The sequence below is a fragment of the Kitasatospora sp. NPDC048286 genome, from assembly GCF_043201735.1.
GTDB lineage: Bacteria > Actinomycetota > Actinomycetes > Streptomycetales > Streptomycetaceae > Kitasatospora.
The window spans coordinates 576139-600393 of record NZ_JBICZE010000003.1 but is presented as its reverse complement, the minus strand read 5'-3'; the positions used below and the strand labels follow the sequence as shown (position 1 = coordinate 600393).

16 protein-coding genes and 1 pseudogene are annotated in these 24255 nt (G+C 72.1%); 11 read left to right on the top strand and 6 right to left on the bottom strand.

Translation table 11 applies throughout. The features are described from left to right. Positions 1-70 precede the first annotated feature (70 nt). Together ACGF13_RS09910 and ACGF13_RS09905 are read left to right on the top strand one after the other, a co-directional pair. Positions 71-1492 carry a hypothetical protein gene (locus ACGF13_RS09910; RefSeq protein ID WP_392871201.1) on the top strand — a complete coding sequence of 474 codons (1422 nt, stop codon included), beginning with the start codon at positions 71-73 and terminating at the stop codon, positions 1490-1492. Positions 1493-1646: 154 nt separating this feature from the next. After that, positions 1647-3197: a TolB family protein gene (locus tag ACGF13_RS09905; RefSeq protein ID WP_392871198.1), complete on the top strand. Its 1551-nt coding sequence runs from the start codon at positions 1647-1649 to the stop codon at positions 3195-3197. Between the two features lie 205 nt (positions 3198-3402). Here ACGF13_RS09905 and ACGF13_RS09900 read toward each other — a convergent pair whose 3' ends face one another. Together ACGF13_RS09900 and tdh are read right to left on the bottom strand one after the other, a co-directional pair. Beyond that, complete coding sequence (locus ACGF13_RS09900) at positions 3403-4596, bottom strand: glycine C-acetyltransferase (protein ID WP_392871195.1); 1194 nt, start codon at positions 4594-4596, stop codon at positions 3403-3405. A gap of 30 nt (positions 4597-4626) precedes the next feature. Continuing rightward, positions 4627-5655: an L-threonine 3-dehydrogenase gene (gene tdh, locus ACGF13_RS09895; protein ID WP_392871193.1), complete on the bottom strand. Its 1029-nt coding sequence runs from the start codon at positions 5653-5655 to the stop codon at positions 4627-4629. Between the two features lie 644 nt (positions 5656-6299). Here tdh and ACGF13_RS09890 point away from each other — a divergent pair. Continuing rightward, positions 6300-7730 (top strand): serine hydrolase domain-containing protein, encoded by a 1431-nt coding sequence (locus tag ACGF13_RS09890; protein ID WP_392871191.1) that lies wholly within the window; start codon positions 6300-6302, stop codon positions 7728-7730. 64 nt (positions 7731-7794) lie between these two features. On the opposite strand, the gene ACGF13_RS09885 is transcribed toward ACGF13_RS09890, so the two are convergent. Continuing rightward, on the bottom strand, positions 7795-8856 hold the full coding sequence (locus tag ACGF13_RS09885; protein ID WP_392871188.1) for an ATP-dependent DNA ligase: 1062 nt from the start codon (positions 8854-8856) through the stop codon (positions 7795-7797). A 66-nt stretch (positions 8857-8922) separates the two neighbouring features. Here ACGF13_RS09885 and ligD point away from each other — a divergent pair, with 66 nt between their 5' ends. Continuing rightward, a complete protein-coding gene (gene ligD / locus ACGF13_RS09880; RefSeq protein WP_392871185.1) occupies positions 8923-9930 on the top strand; it encodes a non-homologous end-joining DNA ligase in 1008 nt (335 codons plus the stop codon). A gap of 26 nt (positions 9931-9956) precedes the next feature. On the opposite strand, the gene ACGF13_RS09875 is transcribed toward ligD, so the two are convergent. After that, positions 9957-11165 carry an 8-amino-7-oxononanoate synthase gene (locus ACGF13_RS09875; protein WP_392871182.1) on the bottom strand — a complete coding sequence of 403 codons (1209 nt, stop codon included), beginning with the start codon at positions 11163-11165 and terminating at the stop codon, positions 9957-9959. Between the two features lie 175 nt (positions 11166-11340). Here ACGF13_RS09875 and ACGF13_RS09870 point away from each other — a divergent pair, with 175 nt between their 5' ends. The 5 genes from ACGF13_RS09870 (at position 11341) to ACGF13_RS09850 (ending at position 18267) form a co-directional block, all read left to right on the top strand. Beyond that, entirely contained in the window at positions 11341-11793 is a 453-nt protein-coding gene (locus ACGF13_RS09870; protein WP_392871179.1) for a WXG100 family type VII secretion target, read from the top strand. Between the two features lie 32 nt (positions 11794-11825). Beyond that, positions 11826-14057 (top strand): hypothetical protein, encoded by a 2232-nt coding sequence (locus tag ACGF13_RS09865; protein WP_392871177.1) that lies wholly within the window; start codon positions 11826-11828, stop codon positions 14055-14057. Positions 14058-14098: 41 nt separating this feature from the next. Further along, positions 14099-14800 carry a hypothetical protein gene (locus ACGF13_RS09860; protein ID WP_392871174.1) on the top strand — a complete coding sequence of 234 codons (702 nt, stop codon included), beginning with the start codon at positions 14099-14101 and terminating at the stop codon, positions 14798-14800. A 187-nt stretch (positions 14801-14987) separates the two neighbouring features. Continuing rightward, positions 14988-15584, top strand: a complete 597-nt coding sequence (locus ACGF13_RS09855; protein WP_392871171.1) for a hypothetical protein — start codon at positions 14988-14990, stop codon at positions 15582-15584. Between the two features lie 190 nt (positions 15585-15774). Then, entirely contained in the window at positions 15775-18267 is a 2493-nt protein-coding gene (locus tag ACGF13_RS09850) for a DEAD/DEAH box helicase (protein ID WP_392871666.1), read from the top strand. A gap of 176 nt (positions 18268-18443) precedes the next feature. On the opposite strand, the gene ACGF13_RS09845 is transcribed toward ACGF13_RS09850, so the two are convergent. Then, complete coding sequence (locus tag ACGF13_RS09845; RefSeq protein WP_392871168.1) at positions 18444-20984, bottom strand: collagenase; 2541 nt, start codon at positions 20982-20984, stop codon at positions 18444-18446. 291 nt (positions 20985-21275) lie between these two features. Between ACGF13_RS09845 and ACGF13_RS09840 the strand changes: the two are divergent. Continuing rightward, positions 21276-21737 (top strand): annotated as a pseudogene (locus ACGF13_RS09840) (chloramphenicol phosphotransferase); the annotation flags it as partial. Positions 21738-21809: 72 nt separating this feature from the next. On the opposite strand, the gene ACGF13_RS09835 reads toward ACGF13_RS09840, so the two are convergent. Next, positions 21810-22670: a hypothetical protein gene (locus ACGF13_RS09835; RefSeq protein WP_392871166.1), complete on the bottom strand. Its 861-nt coding sequence runs from the start codon at positions 22668-22670 to the stop codon at positions 21810-21812. 330 nt (positions 22671-23000) lie between these two features. Here ACGF13_RS09835 and bioB point away from each other — a divergent pair, with 330 nt between their 5' ends. Further along, positions 23001-24251, top strand: a complete 1251-nt coding sequence (bioB, locus tag ACGF13_RS09830; protein WP_392871163.1) for a biotin synthase BioB — start codon at positions 23001-23003, stop codon at positions 24249-24251. The last annotated feature ends 4 nt before the right edge of the window (positions 24252-24255 follow it).

Genomic DNA, 24255 nt, shown 5'->3' with positions numbered 1-24255 from the left:
GACGGTTGGCTCTGCGGAAGCCCGCCGCCGGGAGGGAGCGCGGCCGGGCGACCCCAGGGGAGGACGATCCATGACCACCGCACGCACCCGCCGATGGCTGGCCCGCACCGCCGCCGTCCTGGCGGCCACCGCCGTGGCCGGCGCCGCGATGCCCGCCGCCGAGGCCAAGCCGCCCAAGGGCGACACCGCCAAGGTCAGCGAGGGCCCCAAGGGCGAGCAGCTCAACGGCCCCTCGTCCGCGCTCGGGCTCAGCGAGGACGGCCGCTCCGCGCTCTTCACGTCCGCCGCGACCGACCTGCTGCCCGTGGCCGGCACCCCGAACTCCGACGAGATCTACGTGCGGAACCTGCGCAACGGGCACATCGAGCGGGCCAGCGTCGCCGACGACGGCTCCCCGCTGAACGCCCCCACCACCGAGGCCTCGATCAGCGGCGACAGCCGCTACGTGGCGTTCAGCACCACCGCCACCAACGTGGTGCCCGGCCAGGTGCAGCACGCCAGCGACGTCTTCGTCCGCGACCGCTGGACCGGCCACACCGAACTGGTCACCGCCGCCGCCCTGCCGAGCACCGACGACCAGAGCCGCTACGGGGCCCTCAGCCCCAGCATCAGCCGGGACGGCCGCTACGTCGCCTACGTCTCCAACCGCAGCGACCTCGCCCCTGGCGTCCTGCGGCGCGGCAAGAACAACGTCTACATCACCGACCGCTGGACCCACACCAGTCGGCTGGTCACCGTCGGCGCGGACGGCGAGGGCGCGAACAACAACTCCTTCGAGCCGACGATCAGCGCGGACGGCTCCACGGTCGGCTTCACCTCCCGGGCCGGCAACCTGCTCCCGGAACCGCCGGACCCGGCCGGCACCCCGGCCACCGACCCGGCCGCCGCCGACGCCGAGTCCGCGCCCGACGGCGGGGCACCCGGCCTGACCGGGCCCCGCTACTACCGCTACTACGTCTGGAACGCCGCCACCGGCATCGTCGGCGGCAGCCTGGACGACACCGGGGAGCTGATCGGCTCCCGGGACGGCCGGATCAGCCCGGACGGCCGCTACGCGGTCTACAGCCTCCCGATCTTCATCGGCGGCTTCCCCGGCCCGGCCCACGGCATCCGGATGGACGTGTACGTCCACGAGCTGGCCACCGGCAAGGTCACCAAGGTCAACACCGACCTGCCGGGCACCAGCACGAAGTGGTCGTCCTTCGGCGGCGTCATGACGTTCGACGACCGCTGGGTCTACTTCGCCTCCGGCGCCGAGACCCTCGTCCCCGGCGACACCAACGACAGCACCGACGTGTTCCGCCGCGACCTGAGGACCGGCCTGATCGAACGGGTCAGCCTCACCCGGGACGGCGAGCAGACCACCGGCGCCTCCTCCTACAGCCCGGCCGTGGACGCCGCCGGCAACACGGTGATCTTCACCGCCGTCGGCGGCAACCTGGTGCCGGGGAACACCGGCGACCGGCAGGACGTCTACCTGCGCCACCTGTGACGTCCTGACTCCCGTTCCGCATACGTCCGTTGACGTATTTTCCGCCGACATCAACCGAGGACGTTGACCCTTCGGCCCTCCCGACGATTGGCTCTGCGAAAGCCCGTCGCCGGGAGGGAGCCCGGCCGGGCGATCGCTGGGGAGGAACAACCTCATGACACGTACCACCCGCAACCGGTGGTCGGCGGGCGGCGGCGTGCTGGCCGCCGCCGCCGTACTGGCCGTCACTGCCGCGCCCGCCCAGGCCGCCCCGCCGCCACGTGGCACCGCACAGGTCAGCACCGGGGTCGACGGCACCGCGCCCGACAACGGGTCCTCGGCCCAGGGCCTCAGCGCCGACGGCCGCTACGCGCTGTTCACGTCCCGGGCCACGAACCTGCTGCCCCAGCCCCCGGTGGGCTGGAGCAACGCCTACGTGAAGGACCTGCGCACCGGCCGCGTCGAGCAGGTCAACCTGTCCGACTCGGGTGCGGCGCCGAGCGGCTCGACCGACCAGGCCGGGATCAGCGCCGACGGCCGCTACGTCGTCTTCGAGAGCGAAGGCGAGAACGTGGCGCCCGGCGCGCAGGTCAAGGACCGCACCGAGGTGTACATCAGGGACCGCAGGACCGGCCGCACCGAGCTGGTCAGCAGCAGCCCCACCAACACCGACAAGGACAAGTACCACTACTCGTACAACGCGCAGGTCAGCGGGAACGGCCGGTACGTGGTCTACGTGTCCTCGCGGAACGACCTGGACCCGACCGTCGTGGAGCCGGAGCCCACCGCCGGCCCCTCGCTCGCCAGGCCGTACACCTGGAAGATCAACGTCTACCTCACCGACCGCTGGACCCACACCACCCGCCTGGTCTCCCACGACGTGAACGGCAGGCCGGGCGAGCTCACGTCCTTCCGCCCGACGATCAGCGCGGACGGCCGCACCATCGGCTTCGGCTCCATCTCCGCCCTGCTGCCGCCCGAGCAGACCCCCGACCTCGCCGCCGCGGCCGCCGCGGCCGCCGCGGCCGCCGACGTCGAGCTCACCCCGGGCGCCGCCGAGGCCGCGCGCCACAGCGCCCCGCGGAACGTGGCGCAGCCGCTCGCGTCCAACCCGACCTCCGCCGTCTACTACACCTACGACGTCCGCTCCGGGACGATCACGCCGGTGAGCGTGGGCCTCGACGGCGCGATCGGCCACTCCAGCTTCGAGGCGACGATCAGCCCCGACGGGCGGCACGCGATCTACACCCTGCCCGAGCCCGGCGGCTCGACCGGCGGCCACCGGTACCACACCGTGCTGTACGTCCGGGACCTGCGCACGGGTGTCGTGACGAAGGTCAGCGGCGGCCTGCCCGGCACCAGTTCGGTCGGCTCCTCCGACCACGGCTCGATCACCGCCGACAACCGCTGGCTGTACTTCGAGTCCGCCGCCGACAACCTGGTCCCCGGCCCGCAGCACCCGGGCTGGGACGTCTACCGCCAGGACCTGCGCACCGGCCGCACCGAGCGGGTCGCCACCGCGCCGGACGGCTCGTTCGGCAACGGCGCGTCGAACCAGCCGTTCGTGTCGGCCGCCGGCACCACCGTGGTGTTCGACTCGACCGGCGGCAACCTGGTCGCCGGCAGCAACGGCCCGGCGGGCGAGCACTACCAGGTGTTCGCCAAGCCCACCGGGCTCCACCGGGGCGACGGCGACGACCAGGGCGAGGACGGCGACGAGCGGTAACCCGCCCCCGGAGGAACCGCGACGGGGGCGGGACGTCGGCCGGGCCGGCGTCCCGCCCCCGCAGCGGGAGGGTGGGGCAGGTGGTTCTGGGCCCTGCGGTGGAGGCGAATCGATTCGCCTCCACCGCAGGGTGAGGGCGTGCCTTGTGAGCCCGCGGGCCGGTCCGGTTCCGAGCGGTCCGGCCCGCGGGCAGCCTGGGGTGGGGTTACTCGCCCAGCGCGGCGCGCGCGTCCACGAAGGCCGCGACGGCGCGCTCGACGTCCTCGGTGGAGTGCGCCGCGGACAGCTGCACCCGGATCCGGGCCTGGCCGTGCGGCACCACCGGGTAGGAGAAGCCGATCACGTACACGCCGCGCTCCAGCAGCAGTTCGGCGAGCCGGCCGGCCTTGGCCGCGTCGCCGATCATCACCGGGGCGATCGGGTGGTCGCCGGGCAGGATCTCGAACCCGGCCTCGGTCATCTTCGTCCGGAACAGCGCGGTGTTGGCCGCCAGCCGCTCGCGCAGCTCGTTGGACTTCTCGACCAGGTCGAGCACCTTGAGCGAGGCGGCCGCGATCACCGGGGCCAGCGAGTTGGAGAACAGGTACGGGCGGGAGCGCTGGCGCAGCAGGGCGACGATCTCCCGCCGGGCGGCGATGTAGCCGCCGGAGGCACCGCCGAGCGCCTTGCCGAGGGTGCCGGTGATGATGTCCACGCGGTCCATCACGCCGTGCAGTTCGGGGGTGCCGCGGCCGCCCGCGCCGACGAAGCCGACGGCGTGCGAGTCGTCCACCATGACCATGGCGTCGTAGCGGTCGGCCAGGTCGCAGATCTCGCGCAGCGGGGCGACGTAGCCGTCCATCGAGAACACGCCGTCGGTGACGATCAGGCGGCGGCGGGCGTCCTGGGTGTCCTGGAGCTGCTTCTCCAGGTCGGCGAGGTCGCGGTTGGCGTAGCGGTGGCGGCGGGCCTTGCTGAGCCGGATGCCGTCGATGATGCTGGCGTGGTTCAGCGCGTCGGAGATGACGGCGTCACGGTCGTCCAGCAGGGTCTCGAAGACACCGCCGTTGGCGTCGAAGCAGGAGGAGTAGAGGATCGTGTCCTCCTGGCCGAGGAAGGCCGAGAGGCGGTCCTCCAGCTCCTTGTGGACGTCCTGGGTGCCGCAGATGAAGCGGACCGAGGCCATGCCGTAGCCCCAGTCGTCCAGGGCCTTCTTGGCGGCGGCGATCACCTCGGGATCGTCGGCGAGGCCCAGGTAGTTGTTGGCGCAGAAGTTCAGCACCTGACCCGGCTTGCCACCGCCGGTGACGGTGACCGCGGCGCTCTGCGGGGAGCCGATCACCCGCTCGGGCTTGAACAGGCCGGCCTCGCGGATCTCGTCGAGGGTCGTGGCGATGTCGGCGCGCACGTTGTCGAACACAGCAGGCTCCTTTTGCGTCGGCGGGGTGGCTCAGGCGGTCCAGTCGAGGATGATCTTGCCGCAGTTGCCGCTCGCGGCGTCGTCGAAGGCGGCCTCGAAGTCGGTGGCAGCGTAGCGGCCGGTGATCACCGGGCTGAGGTCCAGGCCACCCTCCAGCAGCACGGACATCGCGTACCAGGTCTCGAACATCTCGCGGCCGTAGATGCCCTTGATGGTGATCATCGAGGTGACGATCGAGGCCCAGTCCACCGGGAACTGCTCGGCGGGCAGGCCGAGCATGGCGATCTTCCCGCCGTGGGTCATGTTGGCGATCATCGACTGCATCGCCTCGGGGCGGCCGGACATCTCCAGGCCGACGTCGAAGCCCTCGCGCAGGCCGAGCTTCTGCTGGCCCTCCTCGATGGTGTGCTGGGAGACGTCCAGCGCCAGCGTCACGCCGACCTCGCGGGCCAGGTCGAGGCGGTACGAGGAGACGTCGGTGATCATCACGTTGCGGGCGCCGGCGTGCTTGGCGACGGCGGCGGCCATGATGCCGATCGGGCCGGCGCCGGTGACCAGCACGTCCTCACCGACCAGCGGGAAGGACAGCGCGGTGTGCACGGCGTTGCCGAACGGGTCGAAGATCGCGGCCACGTCCAGGTCGACCGGCACCCGGTGCACCCAGACGTTGGAGGCGGGCAGGGCCACGTACTCGGCGAAGGCGCCGTCGCGGTTGACGCCCAGGCCGACGGTGTTGCGGCACAGGTGGCGCCGGCCGGCCAGGCAGTTGCGGCACTTGCCGCAGACCAGGTGGCCCTCGCCGCTGACCAGGTCGCCGATCGCGATGTCCGCGACGCCGACACCGATCTCGGCGACCTCGCCGACGAACTCGTGGCCCAGCACCAGCGGGGTCCTGATGGTCTGCTGGGCCCAGCCGTCCCACTTGCGGATGTGCAGGTCGGTGCCGCAGATACCGGTCCGCAGCACCTTGATCAGCACCTCGCCGGGGCCGATCTCGGGCATGGGGACGTCCATCAGCCAGAGCCCGGGCTCGGCCTGCTGCTTGACGAGTGCCTTCACGGCGGCTCCTGACGTGCGGGTGGAACGGCCTGCGGGTGCGGGGGCAGGCCGAGGGGGCCCGGTTCGGCCGCTCCTGACGGGGCGCGCTCCGGGCAGGCAGCAATCTGCCTGGTCGGAGGGGGCGCGGTCCATCGAGGAATTCTTAAGGGCGGCCACAGCTGGGCTGAACGATCGTGCCCGAGCCGCGCCCGCAGGCCGCTGCGGCGTGCCGGTGCTCACCCGTCCGGCCGAGCGCGGAGGCGGCGGGCGTGACTCCGACGGGGGCGAGCGCGAAGACGGGGCCGAGCGCAGAGACGGGGCCGAGCGCAGAGACGGGGGGCGCGACTCCGACGGGGGCCGACCACGGCCCCGGGGTGGCTGACGGCGGGCCGCCAGCCGGGCGGGGCACTCGGCTGACGGTGCTCCCGTTCGGTCCAGCCGGACACGGACCCGCGCGCGGCCGGACGGCGGCGGTGCTTACGGTGGCGACGCTCCCCCGCGGCCCCGTGGAGCAGCGCTCCGACCCGGCCGAGCCGCGCTCCGGGGCCCTTCGTCGCCAAGGGGCCGCCCGCCCCAGAGAGGCGCCTGCGCCGATGACCGACACCCGACGGCCCCGACCGGCCGTTCCCCGCTCCGTACGGGTACCCCGCTCTCCGCGTCCGGCCGTGCCCAGGTCCGTACGGGCGGCCTCCGCCGCCCTCGCGCTGAGCGGCCTGCTCGCCGTCTCCGCCTGCTCCGGGGACTCGTCGCCCGCGCAGGCCGGTCCGGCGGTCACCGCCGAGCCGGCCGCGCTCAGCCCGACCGCCACGCCGACCGGCAGCCCCACCGGCGGAGTGATGGCGCTCACCCCGGACGTCATGAGCCGGCTGGACACCGCGATCAAGCAGGCGATGAGCGAGGCCGCCATCCCCGGGGTGATCGTCGGCTACACCACCCCCGACGGCAGCTACCAGCGCACCTTCGGCGTCGCCGACAAGGACGCCGGGACGCCGATGTCGCCCGACCTGTACATGCGGGTCGGCAGCGTGACCAAGACCTTCACGGCCACCGGCATCCTGCGGCTCGTCGACCAGGGCAAGCTCGGCCTGGACGACTCGATCTCCAAGTACGTCCCGAACGTGCCCGGCGGCGACGGCATCACCCTGCGTCAGCTCGGCGAGATGCGCAGCGGCCTGTTCAACTACACCCTGGACTCCGACTTCCAGAATGCGGTCTTCAACGACCCGAACCGGCCCTTCAGCCCGGACCAGTTGCTCGGGTTCGCGTTCAAGCACCCGGCGAACTTCGCGCCGGACGCCAAGTTCGAGTACTCCAACACCAACCTGATCCTGCTCGGCCTGGTGGTCGAGAAGGTCGGCGGGCAGCCGCTCCAGGACTTCCTGGACCAGCAGGTGTTCGCCCCGGCCGGGCTCACCAAGACCAGCCTGCCGACCGACGCGACCTTCCCCGACCCGCACGCCCACGGATACACCAACCAGACGGCCAGCGGCACCGTCGAGGACGCCACCACCTGGAACCCGTCCTGGGGTTGGGCGGCCGGCGCCGCCATCTCCGACCTCGCGGACCTGCAGACCTGGTCGAAGGTGCTGGCCACCGGCGAGCCGCTGCTCAAACCCGCCACCCAGGCGGAGCGGCTGAAGTTCAAGTCCACCGGAGACACCCCCGACCTGGGCTACGGCTTCGGGGTGTTCACCACCCACGGCTGGATCGGCCACAACGGCTCGCTGCCCGGGTACGAGGCCGTGGTGCTCTACCTGCCGGAGGCGAAGGCCAACCTGGTCATCCTGCTCAACACCGACATCACCCACGACGGTTCGGAACCCTCGACGTTCGTGGCCCGGGCGATCACCCAGATCGTCTCGCCGAACAACGTCTACGCGCTGCCCACCGCGCCCGCCACGGGCTCGCCGACGGGCTCCCCCTCGCCGACGGGCTCACCGACGGCCTCCCCCTCGCCGACGACCTCGCCGACCACGTCACCGACGATCTCGCCGCCGGCGTCGCCCACCGCCTCGCCGTCGCCGAATCCGATGGTCACGCAGACCCCGTCCCCCACGGCCTCACCCACCGGCGCCGCCACGCTGCACCTCTCCTGAAGCACGTTCCAAGCGCTTCGCCGACGTTCCGCCGACAGTGCGTCGGCGGAACGTCGGCGTCGCGTCAGATCCCCAGCACCCTGCCGAGGTCGTACGAGACCGGCTCCTCCAACTGCGCGTAGGTGCAGCTCTCCGGCGTGCGGTCCGGCCGCCAGCGGCGGAACTGCGCGGTGTGCCGGAACCGGGTGCCCTCCATGTGGTCGTACGCGACCTCGACCACCCGCTCGGGGCGCAGCGCAATCCAGGAGAGGTCCTTGCCGCCGGTCCAGCGGCTGACGGCGCCCGGCAGCCGGCCCTCGGCGTGCGCGGCCTCGTCCGCCCAGGCGCCCCAGGGGTGCCCGGAGACGTCCGCCATCCGCAACGGGGCCAGCTCCTCGGCGAGTTCGCGGCGGCGGGCCATCGAGAAGGCGGCGCAGACGCCGACGTGCTGGAGCCTGCCGTCGTCGTCGAAGATGCCGAGCAGCAGCGAGCCGACCACCGGGCCGCTCTTGTGCTCCCGGTAGCCGGCCACCACGCAGTCGGCGGTGCGCTCGTGCTTGATCTTGTACATGGTCCGCTCCCCCGGCCGGTACGGCTGGTCCAGCGGCTTGGCGACCACCCCGTCCAGCCCGGCGCCCTCGAACTCGGCGAACCAGGTCCGGGCGAGGTCGAGGTCGGTGGCGGCGGGGGCGGTGAACACCGGGTCGGCGGCGCCGGCGAGCGCGGCCTCCAGGGCCGGGCGGCGGACCGACAGCGGCTCGTCCAGCAGGCTCTCGTCGCCGAGGGCGAGCAGGTCGAAGGCGACGAAGGAGGCCGGGGTCCGCTCGGCGAGCAGCTTCACCCGGCTCGCGGCGGGGTGGATGCGCTCCAGCAGTTCCTCGAAGCGCAGCCGCCCCTCCCGGGCGATCACCACCTCGCCGTCCAGCACGCAGCGCGGCGGCAGCTCCCGCCTCAACGCCTCGACCAGCTCGGGGAAGTACCTGGTCAGCGGCTTGCCGGTGCGGCTGCCGAGTTCCACCTCGTCGCCGTCGCGGAACACGATCGAACGGAAGCCGTCCCACTTGGCCTCGTACTGCATCCCGGGCGGGATCTCGGCGACGGATTTGGCGAGCATCGGCGCCACCGGTGGCATCACGGGCAGGTCCATGCGACCGATCCTCACCCGGTTCGCCTCGGGGCGCGCGCCGGGCGTACCGCGCTTAGCGTGAGGGGCATGGGCTCAGCCGTGGAACTGGAAGTCGCCGGGCGCACCGTCCGGCTGTCGAACCCGGACAAGGTGTACTACCCCGAGCGCGGCTTCACCAAGCTGGACGTCGCGCAGTACTACCTGTCCGTCGCCGACGGGGTGCTGCGCGGGCTGCGCGACCGGCCGACCACCCTGCAGCGCTTCCCGGACGGGGTGGACGGCGAGTTCTTCTACCAGAAGCGAGCACCCAAGGGCCTGCCGGAGTGGCTGCCCACCGCCCGGATCGAGTTCCCCAGCGGCCGCTCCGCCGACGAGATCTGCCCCACCGAGCCGGCCGCCGTGCTGTGGGCGGCCAACTTGGGCTGCCTCACCTTCCACCCCTGGCCGGTCCGCCGCTCCGACACCGGCCACGTGGACGAACTGCGGATCGACCTCGACCCGCAGCCCGGCACCGACTTCCACGACGCCGTCCGCGCCGCCCACGAACTGCGCGCCCTGCTGGAGGAGTACGGGCTGCGCGGCTGGCCCAAGTCCTCCGGCGGGCGCGGACTGCACGTCTACGTGCCGCTCGCGCCCGAGTGGACCTTCACTGACGGACGGCACGCCGTGATCGCGCTCGGCCGGGTGCTGGAGCAGCGGATGCCCGGGAAGGTCACCACCGCCTGGTGGAAGGAGGAACGCGGCGAGCGGATCTTCGTCGACTACAACCAGATGGCCCGCGACCGCACCATCGCCTCCGCCTACTCGCTGCGCGCCCGCCCCCGCGCCACCGCCTCCGCCCCGCTGCGCTGGGAGGAACTCGACGACGCCGCCCCCGAGGACTTCGACCTGCGCACCGTCCCGGCCCGCTTCGCCGAACTCGGCGACCTGAACGCCGAGATGGAGCAGCACGCGTTCCGCCTGGAGGCCCTGCTGGAGCTCTACGAGAAGCAGCTCCACGACGAGGGCCTCGACGAACTCCCCTACCCGCCCGACCACCCCAAGGCGAAGGGCGAGCCGCCCCGGGTCCAGCCGAGCCGGGCGAAGAAGAAGTAGTCAGCCGTCCCCTTCGCTGCGGAGCCTCAGGCCCGGGCGCCGGGCGGGGCCAGCTCGGCGACGATGCGGACGGCCTCGGCGATCTGGCCGTCCGTCAGGTCTCCCCGGGCGGTGAGCCGCAGCCGGGAGATGCCGTCCGGGACGGACGGCGGGCGGAAGCAGCCGACGGCGAGGCCCGCGCGCCGGCAGTCGGCGGCCCAGGCGACGGCGGCCTCCGGGCCCGGGGCGCGGACGGAGACGACCGCGGCCTCGGGCTCGCAGCTGTGCAGGCCGGCGGCGGTGAGCTGCCGGGCCAGGGTGCGGGCGACCTCGCGGGCGCGCTCGGCGCGGGCCGGCTCGGCGCGCAGCAGCCGCAGGGCGGCGAGGGCGGCGCCGGCGGCGGCCGGGGCGAGACCGGTGTCGAAGATGAAGGTGCGGGCGGTCTCGGTGAGGTGCCGGATCACCCGGCGCGGGCCGAGGACGACGCCGCCCTGCGAGCCGAGCGACTTGGAGAGGGTGGCGGTGGCCACGACGTCCGGCTGCCCGGCGAGGCCGGCCGCGGCGAGCGCCCCGGTGCCGCCGGGGCCGAGTACGCCCAGCCCGTGCGCGTCGTCCACCAGCAGCGCGGCGCCGTGCGCGCGGACGGCCTCGGACAGCCCGGGCAGCGGGGCCGCGTCGCCGTCCACCGAGAACACCGAGTCGGTGACCACCAGCGCCCGCGGCTGCGTCCGCCCGGCGAGCACCTCGGCGACGGCCGCCGGGGCGCTGTGCGGGGCCCGGTGGACGTCGGCGCGGGAGAGCCGGCAGCCGTCGATCAGCGAGGCGTGGTTGTAGGCGTCGGAGACGATCAGGGTGTCCGGGTCGGTGAGGGCCGTCAGCGCCGCGAGGTTGGCCGTGTATCCGGAGGAGAACACCAGCGCGGCCTCCGCCCCGCAGAACTCGGCCAGCTCCTCCTCGAGTTCGGTGTGCAGGGCCGTCGTCCCCGTCACCAGCCGCGAGCCCGTCGAACCTCCGCCCCAGCGCAGCGCCGCGTCCGCGGCGGCCCGGGTGACCACCGGGTGCCTGGTCAGCCCCAGGTAGTCGTTGCCGGCGAGGTCCAGCACCGCGTCGTCCGCCGCCCGGCTGCGCAGCGTCCGCGTCAGCCCCGCCTCCGCGCGCATCGCGGCCGTCTCGTCGAGCCAGTCGAAGACGCGCGCGGGGGCGGGGGCGAGGTCGGTGGCGGCGGGGCGCGGCTCGGCCGCGAGCGGATGGTTCATGCTCGGCACTCTGGCATGCCGCCGTGTGCGGGGCAATGTGCGGATCGGCACATTGCGGACGGGCCACTCTTGTGGTGATTCACCAGGTGTTAACGGAGTGTCAATATTCAATTCACCGAAATCCGCGCCGCAAAAATAGTACGATCCATGCCGATCTTTATCCGGGGGGCAAACAATGACCGACCTCGAATTCGAGCGTCGCATGAATCCGTGGCTCTTTGACGACAAGGGCAATCTGACCGAAGAGGCGAAGAAGCAGTTCCCGGACCTCGCCGGGGCCAACTCCGCGCCGGTCTCGTTGAACCCGGCGGGCGGCGGCAAGACCATCGCCGTGAACGCCGGCGTGCTCCAGCAGGCCGCGCAGAACGCCCTCGCCCTGCGGGACGCCGTCAAGACCGAGTGCGACCAGCCCGGCGAGCACGTCAACGCCGCGGCCGGCTCCCTCAAGGGCTGGAACCTCGGCGGCGCGCTCACCGCCGCCTGGGGCACCTGGACCAGCCAGTCCGGCGGACTGCAGACCACCGTCGGCGACATCGGCACCAACCTGCAGACCACGGCCCAGAGTTACAGCAAGACCGACTCGGACATCCAGGCCAACTTCAACAAGCCGCAGGGCGCCGGCAGCTAGCGCCGGCGCAAACGGGGGGACACCGCACCACCATGGTCACATTCAGTCAGCTCCAGCAGGTCGACCTCGGCGGCCTCGCCTCCGCGGCGGGCGACTTCGAGACCCTCGTCCGCAAGTGGGACCTCACCCAGCGGATGCAGAACGAGGTCATCGGCACCATCCAGCAGTCCGGCTGGCACGGCGACGCCGCCGGCCTCGCCGACGCCAAGCTCACCTGGGCCCGCGACCAGATCCACGCGGCCTTCGAGGAGGCCTCGGCCCTGGCCAAGACGCTCCGCGACGCCCACACCGAGATCACGGCGGCGAAGAAGGACCTCACCACCGCCGTCCAGAACGCCACCCACGAGGGCCTCACCGTCGACGACCAGGGCGCCGTGCACTGGCCGCCGGCCACCAACCCGGCCGACAAGAAGGACCCCGAGTACGCCAACAGCTGGAAGGCCAAGGCCGAGACCGCCGCCAAGGCGATAGGCGACGCGATCGACCGCGCCACCGAGGCCGACCAGGACGCCTCCAGGGCCCTGGGCGACGACACCGGCAGCGACGGCACCGCGTTCAACGCCAACCCCGTCGGCGGCATCGCGGAGGAGGAGGCCAAGGCCGCCACCTACATCCTGGGCCTCGGCGCCCAGGCCTCCGACGCCCAGCTCAAGCACCTCCAGGACATCCTGGACCACCACAAGAACGACCCGCGGTTCGCCACCTCCTTCTACGGCAACCAGGACCCGGCGACGTTCATGGCCAAGTACGGCGCGATGGCGCAGAGCGGCGACTTCGCCAACAGCCCGGCCCGCAGCGCGGCCATCAAGGGCATCCAGCAGGGCCTGGGCCTGACCCTGGCCACCGCGACCGACACCAAGCAGTCGGTGCACGTGTCGGACGAGTGGGAGAAGCGGTTCCGCGCGGCCGGCGCCACGCAGATCCCCGTCCCGGCGGGTGGCAACCCCGCGCACAGCCCGTACGGCTACCAGATCATGGCCAACCTGCTGCGGAACGGGAAGTACGACGACCACTTCCTCGTCCCGGTCGCCCAGCACATCACCCAGCTCACCCAGGAGAACCCGATGCGCTGGGACGCGGCCGCCAAGGCCACGTACCCGTTCACCGAGCTCAAGTTCATCGGCGTGCCCGACAAGGACGGGAACATCAGGGGCATCAACCCGATGTCCGCGATCCTGGAAGGTCTCGGCCACAGCCCCGAGGCCGCCACCAAGTTCTTCCACGACGCGCCGGCCACCTTCAACCCGGACGGCACCGTCAAGAGCACCGGTGGCGAGAACACCTACCTCAAGATGCTCACCGACACCGGCCCGCGGTCGATCCTGATCGACCAGCAGTACCCGCCCCGGCCCAACCCGGGCACCGCCGACCCGTTCGACGTCAGCGCGCTGGGCCACGCCCTGGAGGCGGCCACGACGGGCAGGGCGTACGACGACGTCGACGGCAAGTTCCCCCAGCACACCGCCGCGATGAACGACATCATGACCAAGGTGGTGGAACAGTTCGGCACCAAGGACGGCCCGGACCTGCTCAAGGGCGGCCTGTTCGCGAACCTCAACGGCAGCCTAGGGAACATGACCGCCAACTACATCGGCGACATCCAAGGCGCGTTGGAGGGACCGGGCGCCGACTCGCAGCACTTCGGCCAGTCCAATGTCGCGCGTCTGCTCGGCGCACTCGGACAGGACCCGGACGCCTACGCCTCGATCGCGGCCGGGCAGCAGGCGTACACCACGGCCCAGATCCAGGACGTGCTGGCCCACCCAGAGTTGCACAAGGACCTGGCCCTGGCGGTCGAGAACATCGCCAAGCCCGCCGGGCAGGTCAACGGTCTGATCACCAGCGCCATGGTCGACGCCGTCTACCAGAAGCACACGGCCAGCGACGCCGAGTTCAACACCGCCATCGACACCAAGCGGGAGATCGCCGGTCAGGTCTGGTCGTTCGCCGGCGACGCGATCAAGGGGGGAGCGCCCCTGATCGGCGAGGGCATCGACACCGCGGTCAACCAGATCATGGACAACGTCGCTAACGGCTACAAGGTGGACACCCACAACGAGGCCAGCGACGAGGCCGGCACCGCGATGGAGAATGCCGAGCGCAAGGCGCAGCAGGCGATCCTCGACGCCATCCGCGATGCCGGCCGCAACGCCGGCGCCGACCCGAACTACATCAACGACGTGGCCCGCCGAGCCGCCCAGGAGGAGAACACCGGCTACAGCAGCGGCAAGACCTCGTACGACACGGTCTACCACAAGAGCTGACCCCCGAGCCCATCACCTGCCACGACCGAGAGCGCTGAGCCATGGTTGACGTCGCCCACATCATCCCGCCGTCCCCGGACGACCCGCCCCCGCGCCGGTCCCGGGTCCGCCCCTGGCACGCAGTCGTCGCCCTCGCCGTGGTCGCGGCGGTGGGCGGCGGGCTGTGGGCCTGGAAACCCTGGCAGTCGGTGGAGCTGCCGAAGAGCGCGTGCTGGGGGGTGCTCAGCGCGAACGACCTGAAGCCGCTCGCGGGCCCGGACGGGGAGGCCACCGAGCCCACGCCGTCCCGCAAGATCGCCACCCCCGCCTCGGGAAGCCGCGACTACCGTTGCCTCGTCTCCTGGCCGGACGCGACCATCCTGCTCGACGTGGACGTCCGACCGGCGCGCAACCGGATCGACGCCGACCGGAAGAGCGATGCCGGCAGCGGATCGGTCACCCCGCTCGACTTCGGCGCCGACACGACCGGGTGGATCACGGCCAGCAAGATCGTCCCCGGAAACGCGGCGGTCCGGCTCTACGTGCCGTGCGACTACGACGCCCCGAGCGACGACAGCGACCAGCCCCCGCCGAAGTTCATCGGCGTCCTGGTTTCCGGGGACGTCGTCCACGGCGCCTCGCTGGGCAAGGCACATCAGGCCTACGCGGACATCGCCCTCAAGATCGGCCGGGCCGCCGCGACCGCGTACGAGTGCCGGAACCCCGTGACGCTGGCCGGTACCGCCCCCCGCGTCGGTTCCTGACACCCCGAGCAACAGGAGCTGACTGAAGCATGGTCGACGTCGCACACATCATCCCCCGTTCGCCTGACGACCCGCCGCCTCCGCCGCCGTGGTGGCGGCGGCCCCGGGTGCTGCCGTGGCTGGCGGGCGGGCTCGCCGTTGCCGTCGCCGTGGGGGCGGGCTGTGGGCCTGGCAGCCGTGGCGGTCCTTGGAGATCGCGCAGAGCGCCTGCTGGTCGGCGTTGTCGAAGGACGACCTGAAGCCGCTGGCCGGGAAGTACGGGAAGGTGTACGAGGCGGTGCCGCGGGCCCGGATCCAGACGCCGACCGCGCCGGACGAGCCGGGGATCCGCAGTAACGACTGCCGTGTCGTCTGGAACGGGGACGACGGTTCCGGCGGCTTCCTCCTCGACGTCCAGGTCTACCCCGCCTGGGACGGGGTCGACGCCGACCGCGCCCGGGACGTCGAGAAGCACCGCCCCGTCGCCGACCTGGACTTCGGCCCCGGTGCGGTGGGACTGGCCAGCGGCGACGAGAGTCACCGCATCCGGCTCTACGTACGCTGCGACTTCCAGGTCCCCACGTCGGACAAGCCCGACACCAAGGCCCCGCCGTACGTCCGCGTCGACGTCGGCGGCGACCCGATCAAGGGTGCCTCGCCGGCCGGGGCCCGTCAGGCGTACGCCGGGGCCGCGTTGAAGATCGCCCGGGTCGCCGCCGCCGAGTACCGGTGCACCAACCAGGTTCAGTTGCCCGCCGCGGCCCCCGCCGTCCCCGAGCTGCCGAAGGAGAAGGCCGATGGCTGAACGCCCGCTCCGTCGCCGTGTCCTGCCGATCGCCGTCGGTGCCGCGGTGCCCGCGCCCGGGGCCGCCCGAACGCCCCGCGGCCGGGCGGACGGGGCCCGTCACACTCCCGCGACCCACTCCCCTCGGCTCCGGGCTTTGCCCGGGGTGGCGGCGAGCAGGCAAGATAGCCGGGTGACCCTCCTTGATCTGATGCCGAAGCCCGCCACCCCCGACGCGCTGTACGAGACGTTCGCAGCCTGGGCGGAGGAGCGGGGGATCACGCTGTACCCGGCGCAGGAGGAGGCGCTGATCGAGCTGGTGTCGGGGAACAACGTGATCCTCGCGACGCCGACCGGGTCGGGCAAGAGCCTGGTGGCGGCGGGGGCGCACTTCGCCGCGCTGGCGGAGGGGCAGCGGACCTTCTACACCGCCCCGATCAAGGCGCTGGTCTCGGAGAAGTTCTTCGACCTGGTGAAGATGTTCGGCACCGAGCAGGTCGGCATGATGACCGGCGACGCGAGCGTGAACCCGACCGCGCCGATCATCTGCTGCACCGCCGAGGTGCTCGCCCAGATCGCGCTGCGCGACGGCACCCGGGCCGACATCGGCCAGGTGGTCATGGACGAGTTCCACTTCTACGCCGAGCCGGACCGCGGCTGGGCCTGGCAGATCCCGCTGCTGGAGCTCCCGCAGGCGCAGTTCCTGCTGATGTCCGCGACGCTCGGCGACGTCCGCCGCTTCGAGGAGGACCTGACCCGCCGCACCGGCCGGCCGACCACGGTGGTGCGCAACGCGACCCGCCCGGTGCCGCTGTTCTACGAGTACCGCCGCACCTCGATGCACGACACCCTGGAGGAGCTGCTGCAGACCGGCCAGGCGCCGGTCTACGTCGTGCACTTCACCCAGAAGGAGGCGGTGGAGCGGGCCCAGTCGCTGATGAGCATCAACATGTGCTCGAAGGCGGAGAAGGAGGCCATCGCCGAGCTGATCGGCAACTTCCGCTTCACCACCAAGTTCGGCCGCAACCTGTCCCGTTTCGTGCGCCACGGCATCGGCGTGCACCACGCGGGCATGCTGCCGAAGTACCGCCGGCTGGTCGAACGCCTCGCCCAGGCGGGCCTGTTGAAGGTCATCTGCGGCACCGACACCCTCGGCGTCGGCGTCAATGTGCCGATCCGCACGGTGCTGTTCACGGCGCTGTCGAAGTACGACGGGCAGCGGGTGCGCATCCTGCGCGCCCGCGAGTTCCACCAGATCGCCGGCCGGGCCGGCCGGGCCGGCTTCGATACCGTCGGCCAGGTCGTCGCCCAGGCGCCGGAGCACGTGATCGAGAACGACAAGGCGATCGCCAAGGCCGGGGACGACCCGAAGAAGAAGCGCAAGGTGGTGCGGAAGAAGGCGCCGGAGGGCTTCGTCGGCTGGACCGAGGAGACCTTCGACAAGCTGATCGCCGCCGACCCGGAGCCGCTGGTCTCCCGGTTCAAGGTGAGCCACGCGATGCTGCTGTCGGTGATCGGCCGCCCGGGCAACGCCTTCGAGGCGATGCGCAAGCTGCTGACCGACAACCACGAGGACAAGGCCGCGCAGCGCCGGCACATCCGCACCGCGATCGCCATCTACCGCTCGCTGCTGGAGGGCGGCGTGGTGGAGCGGCTGCCGGAGCCGGACGCCGAGGGCCGGATCGTCCGGCTCACCCTGGACCTCCAGGAGAACTTCGCGCTCAACCAGCCGCTGTCCACCTTCGCGCTGGCCGCCTTCGAGCTGCTCGACCCGACCTCCCCTTCGTACGCGATGGACGTCGTCTCGGTCGTCGAGGCGACCCTCGACGACCCGCGCCAGATCCTCGCCTCACAGCAGAACAAGGCGCGCGGCGAGGCCGTCGGCGAGATGAAGCGGGACGGCATCGAGTACGAGGAGCGGATGGAGCGGCTCCAGGAGATCACCTACCCGAAGCCGCTGGAGGAGCTGCTCACCCACGCCTACGAGGTGTACCGCCGGGCGCACCCGTGGATCGGCGACCACCAGCTGCAGCCGAAGTCGGTGGTCCGCGACCTGTTCGAGCGGGCGATGACCTTCACGGACTACGTCGGCTTCTACGAGCTGGCCCGCACCGAGGGCATCGTGCTGCGCTACCTGGCCGGCGCGTTCAAGGCGCTGGAGCAGACCGTCCCCGAGGACGTGAAGACCGACGACCTCAAGGACGTCATCGCCTGGCTCGGCGAGCTGGTCCGCCAGGTCGACTCCAGCCTGCTGGACGAGTGGGAGCAGCTGGCCAACCCGAGCGAGCCGCAGGCCGCCGAGGTGCGGCTGGACGACAAGCCGGCGCCGGTCACCGCCAACGCCCGCGCCTTCCGCGTCCTGGTGCGCAACGAGATGTTCCGCCGGGTCGAGCTGTGCGCGCTGGAGCACTACGAGGAGCTCGCCGAGCTGGACGGCGAGTACGGCTGGGACGCGGACCGCTGGGCGGACGCCATGGACGGGTACTGGGAGGAGTACGACGACCTGGGCACCGGCCCGAACGCGCGCGGCCCGAAGATGCTGATCATCGAGGAGGAGGACTCCGCCTGGCGGGTCCGGCAGATCTTCGACGACCCGGAGGGCGACCACGACTGGGGCATCAGCGCCGAGGTCGACCTGTACGGCTCGGACGAGGAGGGCCGGGCGGTGGTCCGGGTGACCTCGGTGGACCGGCTCGGCGGCTGAGCCCGGGCTGGCCCGGATGCCTGTCCGCCCGGCCTTGCCACGGCCCTCGACGACCTGTCCGTCCGGTGGTCGGCGGGGCCCTGTGCCGCCGCCGTCGACCGCCGTCCCGACACGACGAAGGCGAGCGCTCGGCCGGGAGGACCGGCCGAGCGCTCGCCGAGGTGGCGGGACGGCGGTCAGAACTGGGTGCTGACCGTGACGCCGCTGAAGTCGGTGACGGCGTACAGGCTGAGGTAGCGGTAGCCGGCGGTGGGGTTGGTGACGGTGAGGGACTGGGTGGTGCCGGTGGCAGTGGAGGAGGCGGTGAAGGCCTTCGGCGACGCCCAGGTGTCCGCGTTGTAGTAGAGGTGCGCGGTGCCGGTGCCGCCGGAGGTGGTGACCTTCAGCGTGGTGGTCCCGGCGGGCAGGTAGACGTACAGGTAGTCGAGGTTGCCGGCGGTGGCGGTGCGGCCGGTGCGCGAGCAGTTGCGGCCCATCGCGTCGGCACGCTGCTCGGTGCAGGCGGGCAGGGTCACGGGGTCGGCGGTGACGGTGACGGTGGTCGGGGTGGTGGAGATCCGGCCGGTGTCGTCGGTGGCGGTGAGGGCGACGGTGTAGCTGCCGGAGGCCGCGTAGGTGTGGCTCGGGTTACGCTCCTCGGAGGAGGTGCCGTCGCCGAAGGTCCAGTGCCAGGCGGTGATGCGGCCGGAACCGGTCTGCACGGAGCGGTCGTTCGCGGTGACGGTCGCGCCGTTCACCGAGGTGTCGAACAGGGCGGTCGGGCCGGGGTTGTAGCAGGCGCCGGCGGCACAGGCGTCGAGCCAGGCGTCGAAGTCGGCGTCGTAGGAGGTGCCGAGGCCGTTGTAGACCGCGTAGCCGCCCTGGTAGTCACCGGCGCGGAAGCGGGTCAGCATGGCCTGGACATCGGCCGGGTGCTTCTCCAGCATGTACCGGGTGGCCAGGTAGCCCCACGGGTAGACGCGGGTGGAGTCCGAGTTGCGGGGGGTGCTCTGGAAGAGGTCGCTGAGCTTGTAGGTGTGCTTGGCGGCCTGGGTCATCGCGTCGGTGTCGGTGGCGCCGCGGTAGCGGTGCGAGACGTACTCGGCGAGGCCCTCGACCCACCAGATGTCCGGGACGGACATCTGGGTGGGGTAGTTGCCCTTGAGGTCGTAGATGCTGTCCAGGTAGTGGGTGTACTCGTGGTTCAGGTTCCACACCCGGGCGGGGTCGTTGACGTTCCAGGACTTCTGGTACATCACCGTCACGGCCGGCACGTTCGGGTCAGTGGCGTCCATGACGGTCTCGCCGCCGTTGTCGGTGTCGTTGCCGAAGATCGCCCACGAGTAGGTGGTGTAGTCGGTCTTGTTGGCGAAGATCCCGAAGGTGACGTTCTGGGCGTACTGGTTGGGGATCGGCCCGTTGTCCTTGACCACGTCGTGGAACAGCGCGTCCTGGTTGCGCAGGCTGGCGCAGACGGTGGCCAGTTCCTCGGCGGACAGCGCCTGGGACTTGATGGTGCGGTTGTCGCAGACCAGTTGCTTCGGCAGGACCACCGAGGTGAGCTTGGCGGGCAGGTTACAGGTGCCGTAGTACGAGCACTGGCCGCCGTTGTACCAGTTGGCCTGGACGGCCGTGTGCACGTACAGCGGCGCGGCGGGCGTCAGCAGCGGCGCGGCGTCCAGCACCTTCTTGACCAGCGGCTTGACCAGGGGCTCGACGGCGGCGCCGCTCCCGGCCAGCCGGGCGAGATCGTTGCCGGCGTTGGTGGACAGGACCTCGTTGGACCCGCCGATCAGGTCCTTGTGGTTGATCGCGAAGTCGGCGAGCGAGCGGGCGACGCTCGGGTCGGCGGCGACGGCCTTGACGAAGTCCGGGTTCGAGTTGCCGCGCCAAAGCGGGTACTGCAGCACGGAGTTGACCGCGCCGACCATCTTCGGGATCGCGTTGTAGGAATTGTCGTAGTCGTCGAGTATCCGCTTGTAGGCGTTCAGGTAGCCGGCCTGGACGTTGGCGCTGTCGGTGAGCCACACGACGTCCTTGAGCACGATGCCGTTGCTCTCGCTGACGTCGTGCCAGCGGGAGCCGGCGAAGAAGGCGTCCAGGGCGGCCCGGACGGCGGTGGTGAGCTCGCCGGCGTACGGGCCGGTGGCGTCGGGGTGGTTGAACTGGATGTAGTAGCCGACCTGGAGGTAGAGCGCCAGCTGCTGGATGCCGGTCGAGTTGTCGCCCGTGTAGCCGGCGGCCAGTTCCTTGAAGGCGGCGGCGACGGACAACATCCGGGACTGCTTGAAGATGCCCGGGTCGGTGCCGCCGCTGCTGTACAGGCCCCGGACGCAGTCCGGGGTCGAGCTCCTGATGAACGCGACCAGGTCGGCCCCGCTGCGCGCGGCGAAGTCTGCCGGGGTGCAGGGCTGCGCGGCCAGGGACTTGGCCGCGACGGGGGCGTCTGCCGCGGCCGTGTCAGCGGTGTCGGCCGACGCGGTCATCAGGCGCTCGCCGATCAGCGCGGCGGGCAGCGGTGCCGCGGGCGCGGCGGGCTCCTCGGACCCCGTCCGCGCGCCGGTGGCGGGAGCGGAGGGCGCGTTGGGGTCGGTCGCGGCCTTGGCGGGGGCGGCGGCGGGGGCCGCGGTGAGGGCAGCGGGTGCCGCGAGGGCCTGGGCCGGCAGCACGACGGTGGCGGTGGCGCAACAGGCGACGACGCCGGCTGCGAGCGTGGAGAGTCTAGTGCGCAGGAGCACGCCGAATCCTTCTTCGAGTGGGGGCAGTCCGACGGGGAGTCGGGCTGAGTGAAGGAGATTTGGCGTGGATCCTGTCACTGACTGAAGGTCAGAACAATGTCACAGGTCATATGATACGAACGTTTCGGCCACCTCCCCGCCTCCGTCCCCGCCACCCGGCTGACCTGCGGCACTTGCCGTCGACAGTGACGCGACCCACGCCCACCAGAGGCCCATCACGTCACGAACCGGGAGATTCGGCAGGGCGGCCCGGCCCGCCGGCCCGCCCGTAGTGGCCGACCCGCACCCTCGGTGGCAGGTCACCATGACGTCAGGCCATCCGGTCGGATCATCTTCCTCAACGGTCCGTCCAGCTCCGGGACATCGAGCATTGCCCGCGAGCTGTCGGACATCCCGGACGACGGCGTCTTCTCCCACCTGGCGGTCGACGACTTCAACGCGATGCGCACCGGGCGGCCGCTCGGGGCCGAGGAGTCGGACGCGGCGCCGCGCCGGACCAGGAGGGGCTTCCACCGTTCGATCGCGGCCACGGCCAGGGCCGGCCAACGGGCCCGCGACGACCGGCCGTCAGGCCTCGCGGTGCACCGGTACGCGCTGGCGCACCGCCACGGCGACTACGACCTGGAGTGCGACACAGGCGCCGCGAGCCCGCGCGCATGCGCACGGCAGATCAGGGATTTCCTCCCGCACCGCCCCGTACCCACCACCTTCACCCGCCTCCGCCGACGGCTCCTGCCGGACGCTCAGGAGCCGAGCCGGCGATGCCCCGGACTCCCCCCGTCGGCCCGCGTCCTCGAGGGGGAGTCCGTCGTCTCCGGCGGTTTGTCAGATCCAGACGAACGGCGAGCCCGCCGCGTAGGAGAGCGCGCGGGTGGCCTCGTCCAGGTTCTGTTCGGTGCTCGGCGCCGTGCCGGTGGTCGTCGGGAGCGGCGTGGCCGGCGCCCCGGTGCCGCTCGGGGCGGCGCTCGCCGGGCGGCCGTCGCCGGACCGCGAGCTGGTGACCGTCACGTAGTGCCCGACCGCCTCGATCCGCGGCTCGCCGCCCGGCTTGGCGCCGGGGGGCAGGGTGGGGGCGGTGGAGGCGTCGGCGAGGGTGAAGGCGACCGCGCCGGGCTTGGCCCGCAGGGCTTCGGCGGCCCGGGCGGCGGAGGGCTGGTCGGGGAAGCGCAGCAGGGTGACGCTGCTGAGCACGGGGTGGTCCTGGCCGGTGAAGCTGACGGCCAGGTAGCTCTGGCAGCCGGTGTCCTTCAGCGGGTCCTGGGTGCGGTCCTGGAGCACCTCGACGCAGTTCTCGCCCTGCCGGACGCCGTTGCGCCGCGCCTTGAAGGCGCCGACCTCGACGGGCCGCTGGGCGGGGAAGAGGGTGTCGACGTTGAGGGCCTCGGAGTCGGTGCGCGGCGGCGGGGCGCCCACCACCCGCGGCGTCGCGGCCGCGTCCTTGGTGGACGGGCCGAGCCCGGGTATGTAGTCGCCGGGCATCGGGCGGGTGATGATCCATCCCCCGCCCGCGACCACCCCGACCACGACGATCCAGCCGGCCGCCCGACGGGCCGTCATCCGACGGCCCCGCCCGCGGTCCGTTCCCCCCTCGGCGTCGGCGGCCTCGGCGGCCCCGCCGACCCGCTGCTCTGCCCGGCCGTCCCGGCCCTCTCCCGGAGTCGGGGTGCGCTCCCCCTGCGTGGTCATGGCGCAGATTCTAAGCACCCCCGGGGTGGCGTGGATCACGGGGGCGGGGGTTGTGGATCATCGTCCGCCGGAGCCGTCCGCGGCCCGGCCGCCAGCCCGGTCACCACTCCATCCGCCACCCCGGTCGCCCTCCGTCCGCCACCCCGGTCACCGTCCGTCCGCCACCCGCTGACTACTCGCCGGTAACCTCTGGCCCGGCACCTCGTCAAGCCCATGACCAGCAACGGAGCCCGTGACCTTCGACACTGTGGCAATCGGCACATCCTCACGCCGATCTTCTGGCGGGTTTGCTCTGGCGCCGCTCGATCGCCACCAGGCAGGATCGGCCCCATGGATCTTCTCGATAACCTCACCGCCAAGGGCCTGCGCGGCGAAGTCCCGACCCGCGAGGAGGCCCTGGCCGTCCTCGCCACCACCGACGACGAGCTGCTCGACGTCGTCGCCGCGGCCGGCAAGGTGCGCCGCCGCTGGTTCGGCCGCCGGGTCAAGCTCAACTACCTGGTGAACCTGAAGAGCGGGCTCTGCCCCGAGGACTGCTCGTACTGCTCGCAGCGGCTCGGGTCCAAGGCCGAGATCCTCAAGTACACCTGGCTCAAGCCGGACCAGGCCGCCGAGGCCGCCCGCGCCGGGGTGGCCGGCGGCGCCAAGCGGGTCTGCCTGGTCGCCAGCGGCCGCGGCCCGACGGACCGCGACATCGACCGGGTCACCGACACCATGGCCGCCATCAAGGACGCCGACCCCGCGGTCGAGATCTGCGTCTGCCTCGGCCTGCTCTCCGACAACCAGGCGGAGCGGCTCAAGGCGGCCGGCGCCGACGCCTACAACCACAACCTCAACACCTCCGAGGGCACCTACGGCGACATCGCCACCACCCACACCTACGCGGACCGGGTGGACACCGTGCAGAAGGCGCACGGCGCGGGCCTGTCCGCCTGCTCCGGTCTGATCGCCGGCATGGGCGAGAGCGACGAGGACCTGGTCGACGTGGTGTTCGCACTGCGCGAGCTCGGCTCGGACTCCGTCCCGGTCAACTTCCTGATCCCCTTCGAGGGCACCCCGCTGGCCAAGGAGTGGAACCTCACCCCGCAGCGCTGCCTGCGCATCCTGGCGATGGTCCGCTTCGTCAACCCGGACACCGAGGTGCGGATCGCGGGCGGGCGCGAGGTGCACCTGCGCTCGATGCAGCCGCTCGGCCTGCACATCGCCAACTCCATCTTCCTCGGCGACTACCTGACCAGCGAGGGCCAGGCCGGGCAGACCGACCTCGACATGATCAGGGACGCCGGCTTCGAGGTCGAGGGCGCCGGCGAGGCCACCCTGCCGCGCCACCGCGCGGACGTCGCCGAGGCCGCCCAGGCCGCCGGCGGCTGCGGCACCGCGGCCTCGGCCTGCGGCAGCGGCGGTGGCGGCTGCGGGCCGTGCGGCGGGCACGCCCACGGCGCGGACGCCCCCGCCCCGGAGGCCGTCACCGTGCCCGACAGCGGGAACGACACCGAGAACGGCACCGAGGACGGGCTCCGCAGCGACCTCGTGAAGGTCCGCCGCCGCGGCGCCGGCACCGAACTCGCGCCCAACGCCTGACAGT